General features: G+C 64.9%; 7 protein-coding genes. All 7 read left to right on the top strand.

Annotation, left to right across the window (positions count from 1 at the left end; genetic code table 11):
• The coding region (locus ACE3UY_RS21125; protein WP_374689455.1) for an acyl-CoA carboxylase subunit beta at positions 1-1,239 on the top strand (1,239 nt) is incomplete at its 5' end.
• Positions 1,240-1,371: 132 nt separating this feature from the next.
• A complete protein-coding gene (gene accC / locus ACE3UY_RS21120) occupies positions 1,372-2,895 on the top strand; it encodes an acetyl-CoA carboxylase biotin carboxylase subunit (RefSeq protein ID WP_374689454.1) in 1,524 nt (507 codons plus the stop codon).
• A gap of 121 nt (positions 2,896-3,016) precedes the next feature.
• Positions 3,017-3,535, top strand: coding sequence for a biotin/lipoyl-containing protein (locus ACE3UY_RS21115; protein ID WP_374689453.1), 519 nt, complete (start codon positions 3,017-3,019; stop codon positions 3,533-3,535).
• Entirely contained in the window at positions 3,522-4,160 is a 639-nt protein-coding gene (cyaB, locus tag ACE3UY_RS21110; protein WP_374689452.1) for a class IV adenylate cyclase, read from the top strand. The genes ACE3UY_RS21115 and cyaB overlap by 14 nt, the downstream gene beginning before the upstream one ends.
• Positions 4,157-5,182, top strand: a complete 1,026-nt coding sequence (locus ACE3UY_RS21105; protein WP_374689451.1) for a DNA gyrase C-terminal beta-propeller domain-containing protein — start codon at positions 4,157-4,159, stop codon at positions 5,180-5,182. Before cyaB ends, ACE3UY_RS21105 begins: the two co-directional genes overlap by 4 nt.
• A gap of 64 nt (positions 5,183-5,246) precedes the next feature.
• Positions 5,247-6,425 carry a M20 family metallopeptidase gene (locus tag ACE3UY_RS21100; RefSeq protein WP_374689450.1) on the top strand — a complete coding sequence of 393 codons (1,179 nt, stop codon included), beginning with the start codon at positions 5,247-5,249 and terminating at the stop codon, positions 6,423-6,425.
• Between the two features lie 295 nt (positions 6,426-6,720).
• On the top strand, positions 6,721-6,989 hold a 269-nt coding region (locus tag ACE3UY_RS21095), incomplete at its 3' end, for a hypothetical protein (RefSeq protein ID WP_374689449.1).

Raw genomic sequence — 6,989 nt, 5'->3', positions numbered from 1 at the left:
GTCCACGCCGAGAAGATCTGCAAGGTGATGGACATGGCCATGCGCAACGGCGCGCCGGTCATCGGCATCAACGACTCCGGCGGCGCGCGCATCCAGGAGGGCGTGGTCAGTCTGGCCGGCTACGCCGACGTGTTCCTGCGCAACACGCTGGCCTCCGGCGTCGTCCCCCAGATCAGCGTTATCATGGGCCCCTGCGCGGGCGGCGCGGTCTACTCCCCGGCGCTGACCGACTTCATCTTCATGGTCAAGGACAGTAGCCACATGTTCATCACCGGGCCGGACGTGGTGAAGGCGGTCACCGGTCAGGAGGTGACGTTCGAGGAGTTGGGCGGGGCCATGACCCACAACGCCCTCAGTGGCGTGGCCCACATGGCCGCCGAGTCGGAGGAGGATTGCCTGTTCCTCATCCGCGAACTGATGGGTTATCTGCCCTCTAACAACATGGAGGACGCGCCCTTCAAGACGGGCGGCGACGACAGCCTGCGGGCCGAGACGGCGCTGAACGACCTTGTACCCGACAGCCCCAACAAGCCGTATGACATCAAGGACGCCATCCGGCTCATTGTGGACGACGGCCGCTTCTACGAGATTCAGGAACATTACGCCCAGAACATCGTCGTCGGCTTCGCCCGGTTGGGCGGCTTCAGTGTGGGCATCGTCGCCAACCAGCCGATGGTGCTGGCCGGCGTGCTCGACATCGACGCCAGCGAGAAGGCAGCGCGCTTCGTCCGCTTCTGCGACTGCTTCAACATTCCGCTGGTTGTCTTCGAGGACGTGCCCGGTTTCCTGCCGGGGCTGGATCAGGAGCACGGCGGCATCATCCGGCATGGGGCCAAGCTCCTCTACGCCTTCTGCGAGGCCACCGTGCCCAAGATGACGGTCATCACCCGCAAGGCGTATGGCGGGGCGTACTGCGTCATGAACAGCAAGCACATTCGCTCCGATTTCAACGTCGCCTGGCCGGGGGCGGAGATCGCCGTCATGGGGCCGGAGGGGGCGGTCAACATCATCTATCGCCGCGAGATCGGTGAGGCCGAGACGCCGGAGGCCAAACGGGCCGAACTGGTGCACGAGTACCGCGAGCATCTGGCGAATCCGTACATCGCCGCCCAACGAGGCTACATTGACGACGTAATCGAGCCGAGCGAGACCCGCCCGCGCCTGATCAACGCCCTCAACATGCTCCAGAACAAGCGCGATCAGAACCCGCCGAAAAAGCATGGGAACATACCGCTTTAAGAGAATTAGGAATTAGGAATTACGAGTTAGGAATGAAGAGGGTGTAGAGAGATGGAAGCCGTTTGCGCGAGCATCTCTGAGAAATCTGCCGAATCTGCCAAATCTGCGGATGATTCCTCTTAAGAGATAGTTATGTTAAGGGAAGACGGTCTCCTCGTTCAGAAATTTGACAAACTGCTCATCGCCAACCGGGGCGAGATCGCCATGCGTATCCTGCGGGCGGCGCGCGAGTTGGGCATCGCCACCGTCGCCGTTTACTCCGACGCCGACCGCAACGCGCCTCACGTGCGCTTTGCCGACGAGGCGTACCACATCGGCCCGCCGCCGGCCCGCGAGAGCTACCTGGTGGTCGAGCGGCTGCTCGACGTGGCCCGCCGCTCCGGGGCGGGGGCCATCCATCCCGGCTACGGCTTCCTGGCCGAGCGGGAGGCGTTCGCCCAGGCCTGCGCCGACGCGGGTATCGTCTTCGTCGGGCCGCCGGCGCGGGCTATCAGCATCATGGGCGACAAGCTTATGGCCCGCGCCACGGTCAAGGCGGCCGGCGTCCCGGTTGTGCCGGGTACAGAGCCAGGCCAGACGGACGATGAGATGGCCGCGGCCGCTGGGGAAATGGGCTTTCCGGTGCTGGTGAAGGCGGCCGCGGGCGGCGGCGGTAAGGGCATGCGCCCCGTTCACCGCCCGGAAGACCTGGCCGGGGCCTTCGCCGCCGCCCGACGCGAGTCGAAGGCGGCTTTCGGCGACGACACGGTCTACATCGAGAAGATGATCACCGAGGCCCGCCACATCGAGATTCAACTGTTGGCCGATAGCCACGGCAACACGATCTATCTGGGCGAGCGCGAGTGCTCCCTGCAGCGTCGCCACCAGAAGCTCATCGAGGAAGCTCCATCGTTCGTCGTCGATGGCGAATTGCGGCGGCGCATGGGCGAGGTAGCTGTGGCCGCGGCGCGTTCGGTGGACTACGTCAACGCCGGCACGATCGAGTTCCTGGTCGACCGCGACAGGCACTTCTACTTCCTGGAGATGAACACGCGCGTGCAGGTGGAGCACCCGGTGACGGAACTGGTGACCGGCATCGACATCGTGCAGGAGCAGTTGCGCATCGCCCGCGGCCGGCGGCTGCGTCTGCGGCAGAAGGACGTGCAGATCAATGGCTGGGCCATTGAGTGCCGCATCAACGCTGAAGACCCCTACAATAACTATCTGCCTTCCACGGGCGTCATCACCTCCGTCCAGTTGCCGACCGGGCCGGGGGTGCGGGTGGACACCGGCGTCTATGAGGGCAATGAGATCACGTCGTACTACGACTCGATGATCAGCAAGCTCATCTGCTATGGCGAGACGCGCGGCGAGGCGGTGCTGCGCATGCGGCGGGCGCTGGAGGAGTACCGGATTATGGGCGTGAAGACCAACATCCCGTTCCACCAGCACATGATGGAGAGCCATCGCTTCCTGTCCGGCCAGTTCGACACCAAGTTCGTCGAAGACCGCTTTAGCATGGAAGACCGCGCGGCGGGCCACACGCTGGAGGCGGCGCTACTGGCGACGCTGGCGGCCCACGAGCAGAGCCAGCGCGCGGCCCAGATCGTAGCCCCCGGCGCGCGCGACACGAGCAACTGGAAGTGGTATAGCCGGTGGGAGAGGCTGCGGCGGTAACAATTAGGAATTAAGAATTAGGAATTAAGAATTGGGAAATGGACGCTGTTCGAAATCACTCGCGGTGCGATTGGATTTCTAATTCTTAATTCGTAATTGTTCTTGGGGTGTGCGAATGTCAGTGAAATACATCGCGACTGTGCGGGATCAGGAGTTCACCATCGAGATCGACCCCGAGGCGGGCATCCTCGTGGATGGCAAGCCGGTGGAGATTGACTTTCGCCGCCTGCCATCGGGCGGGGTCACGTCGCTGCTGATGAACCATCGCTCCGTCTCGGGCGTCGTCGAGGAGCGGAGCGACCATTGGGAGGTGCTCATCGAGGGCGAGCTTTACCCGGTCAAGGTGCAGGATGAGCGCGCTTACCGCCTCGACCGGATGCGCACCGGCGGCCTGACCGTGGACGGCGAAGCCATGGTCGCTTCCCCCATGCCGGGCATCATCATCGCCGTGCCCGTGGCTGTGGGTGACGAGGTCAAGTTCGGCCAAAAGGTCATCATTCTCGAATCCATGAAGATGGAGAACGAGTTGCGCGCGCCGTGCGACGGTGTGGTGACCCACGTGTTCGTGACGCCGGGCGCGAGCGTGGAGAAAGACCAGGCGCTGGTGGGCATCAGCCAGGAGCACCATGACGGCGGCTGATCACCTGGAAGTCGAGGTCAAGTTCCTGGTGGATGACCTGGACGCCGTGCGGGCGCGGCTGGCCGCTGCCGGGGCCAAGCTGGGCGCGCCGCGTGTCCACGAGCGCAACGTGCGTTTCGACACGGCCGACGCCGCTTTGCTCGGCCGGGAGGAGTTGCTCCGGCTGCGCCAGGACACGCGCGTCCGGCTAACCTACAAGGGGCTGGCCGCCGAGGACGCCGCCAGCGAGGCCAAGATCCGCGAGGAACTGGAAGTGACCGTGGACGACTTCGACCGGATGGCGACCATCCTGCACCGGCTGGGCTTCGCGCCGGCGCAGACCTACGAGAAGTACCGCGAGACGTTCCACTGGGGCGCGGTCGAGGTCGTGCTTGACGAGCTGCCCTTTGGCTACTTCGTGGAGCTGGAGGGGCCGTCGGACGAGAGCCTGAAGGCCGTCGCCGGCGCGCTGGGGTTGGACTGGTCGCGGCGCGTGCTCGATAACTATCTGGCGCTGATGGAGATGGCCCGCCGGGCGTTCGATCTCCCATTCTCCGACCTGACCTTCGCCAACTTCGAGCGCCATCCCGTGTCGATGGGTCAGCTATTGCCCATGTGCGTAGTGCGGGAAGGGAAGGACTCGTGATCCCGCGTCCTGACCTGAGCGGACTGCCGCCCGACGTGGTGGCCTACATTGAGGCGCTGGAGAGCGAGTTGGTCGGCCGGCGCGAGCGCGCCGAGTTGTCCGCGCCCCGCGCCGCCGCGCTGCCGGACGAGCCGCCGACCACGCAATGTATCCTGACCATCAGCCGCCGGGGCGCGGCCAAGCGCACGCCCCGCCACCTATATGGCCGGCAGCGGCGCGGCGGCATGGGCGTGTTCGACCTGGACGCGGCCGAGGACGACGCGCCGGCCCTGCTGGCCCACGCCGGCGAGAGCGACATGTTATTGCTGTTCACCGACGACGGCCGCGCCTTTCGGCTGCCGGCCGCCGCCCTGGCCGAGTCGCCGGTACGCGCCCGCGGGGCGGCCTTGCGCGACAAGCTGCCGCTGCGCCCCAACGAGCGCATCGTCGCCGCGCTGCCAGCCGGCGGGGGCGAATACGTCGCCCTGCTGAGCCAGCGCGGCTGGGTGCGCCGGGTGCGCGCCGCCTATCTGGGCCAGAGTCTCATTCCCGGCTCTTCCTTCCACGATCTGAAGGAGGGCGGCCCGCTGGTCGCCGCCTGCTGGACGGCCGGCAATGAGGAGTTATTTCTTGCCTCGCGCGAGGGCAAGGCCATCCGTTTTCTGGAGACGCAGGTTCCCGCCCGCGGCTGCCTGGGCATCCGGCTCGACGTGACCGATGCGGCCGTGGCCGTCGCCGCCATCCGGCCCGATAGCGGTGTCTTTCTGCTGGGCCACGACGGGCTGGGTACGGTCCGGCTGATGAGCGGCTTCGCGGCCAACAAGGCCCCCGGCGCGGGCGGCAAAGTGGCGATGAAGACGGAGCAACTGGTTGGCGTGGCGCAAGTGATGGCCGGAACTGAGTTGTTCGTGCTTTCGCGTCTGGGCAAGGTTATCCGTTTCGCCGCTGATGAAGTGCCGGCCAAGGAAGGCGTGGTGCAAGGGGTCAGCTGCATGACCCTGCGCGCCGACGACGCAGTGAGCCTGGTCGCGGCGGCCGTCTAGTGGGCCGGCTGGTGTAACGCGCTTCAGAAAGTGCGTCGCGCCTTTCAAGTTAGGAGACCATACGATGCTGGACAAAGCCCAAGCCCTGAGCGACGAGATCATTCGCCTGCGTCGCGTCATTCACGCCAACCCGGAACTCAGCTTCCAGGAGCATCAGACGGCTGCGCTGGTGGCCGACACGTTGGCCGAGATCGGCGGCTACCGCGTCCGCACCGGGGTGGGCAAGACGGGCGTGGTTGCCGAGTTGGGCGACAGCGGCCCGCTGATCGCCATTCGGGCCGACATGGACGCGCTGCCCATCCTGGAGGCCAACGACGTGCCCTATCGCTCGCTTAACCCGGGCGTCATGCACGCTTGTGGCCATGACGCCCACACGGCTATTCTGCTCGGCGTGGCCCACCTGCTGCGCCAGAGCCAGCGCGAGGAGGCGTGGTGCGGGCGCGTGCGCCTGCTCTTTCAGCCGGCCGAGGAGGATTTCGACGAGAACAACATCAGCGGTGCGACGGCCATGATCGACGACGGCGCGCTGGAGGGCATCGACGCGGTCATCGCCCTGCACGTCAGTTCCGACCGGCCGAGCGGCGAGTTTCACTTTCAGGACGGGCCAAGCCTGGCCGCGGTCGACTCCTTCGACGCCCGCATTCGGGGCGACGGCGGGCACGCAGCTTATCCCCACACCGGCAGCGACCCGATCTACATGCTCGCCCCCATCCTGACCGCCCTCTACGCCATCCCTTCTCGCCGCATCAACCCGCTTTATCCGTCGGTCGTCAGCATCGGTCAAGTGACCGGCGGCGCGGCCAGCAACGTGATCCCCAACGAGGTGCTGTTGCGCGGCACGTTGCGCTCGCTCCAGCCGGAGGTGCGCCAGCAGTTGTGGCGCGACGTGGAGAACGCGCTGCGCCTGACCGAGCACATGGGTGGGAGCTACGAGTTGAACATCATCAAGGGCTATCCGCCAATGGTCAATGACCCGCAGGCCAACGACTGGATGCGCGCCGTGACCGGCGCCCTGTTGGGCGAGGGTGCAATCGTGAATAGCCAGTTCGGCATGGGCGCGGAAGATTTCGCCTATATGACGCAGAAGGGGCGGGGGGCCATGTTTATGCTAGGCGCGGCCATGCCCGAGGGGCCAGCGCGCCACCACCACACCAGCATCTTCGACATTGACGAGGGCGTATTAGCCCCCGGGGCGGCCGTGCTGGCCGAGACGGCGCGGCGGTTCGTCACCGGGCGGCTCTGAACTGTAGGGCGGGTTGGCAACCCGCGCTCCAACCGTTCGTAGTTAGAAGATTGATCACCGCTCCTTTCACCAGCAAGGCGGGTTGCCAACCCGCCCTACAATAATGGCAGATTATGGCAAGCAATTCCGCCATTATGACAAGAAAGAACTCCTGTTCTATAGAAATCCAGCTTATTGTTATGTATACTGTGGAGACCGAGCAGGTAACGGAAGTATGATGGTCGGCAAAATCACAGGATCGGGATAGGCCATCATCTCCATGTCATTGAATGGATGCATGGTCAGGAGGTTAAGAATGACTTCACATTCGGTTGAGAGCAGCGACACATCACGCGGCGCGAACGGTCGGGCCAGATCGTTCGCTCGTCCACGGTATCTCGTCCTGGTACTCTTGCTTGTTGCGCTGGCCGTTTTTATGGGGGTCGATCGCGCCCGATCCAGCACGATCCCGACTTTCACCATCAGCAGTGTCGTCACGGATACGTCGGTCACTATCCAGACGGCCAACTTCCCGGCTAACCAGAACTTCACCGTCACCATGGGGCCGTTCGGCTCGCGGGGCAT

This window comes from Promineifilum sp. (SeqCode) (assembly GCF_041918635.1).
Taxonomy (GTDB): domain Bacteria; phylum Chloroflexota; class Anaerolineae; order Promineifilales; family Promineifilaceae; genus Promineifilum.
The sequence above is the reverse complement of the archived record's forward strand: the minus strand, read 5'-3'. Positions and strand labels throughout refer to the sequence as shown.

What these genes read in the sequence shown, in the direction of transcription:
- cyaB (WP_374689452.1), top strand. Translation starts at nt 3,522, where the DNA reads ATGACGGCGGCTGATCACCTGGAAGTCGAGGTCAAGTTCCTGGTGGAT.
- accC (WP_374689454.1), top strand. Translation starts at nt 1,372, where the DNA reads ATGTTAAGGGAAGACGGTCTCCTCGTTCAGAAATTTGACAAACTGCTC.
- ACE3UY_RS21100 (WP_374689450.1), top strand. Translation starts at nt 5,247, where the DNA reads ATGCTGGACAAAGCCCAAGCCCTGAGCGACGAGATCATTCGCCTGCGT.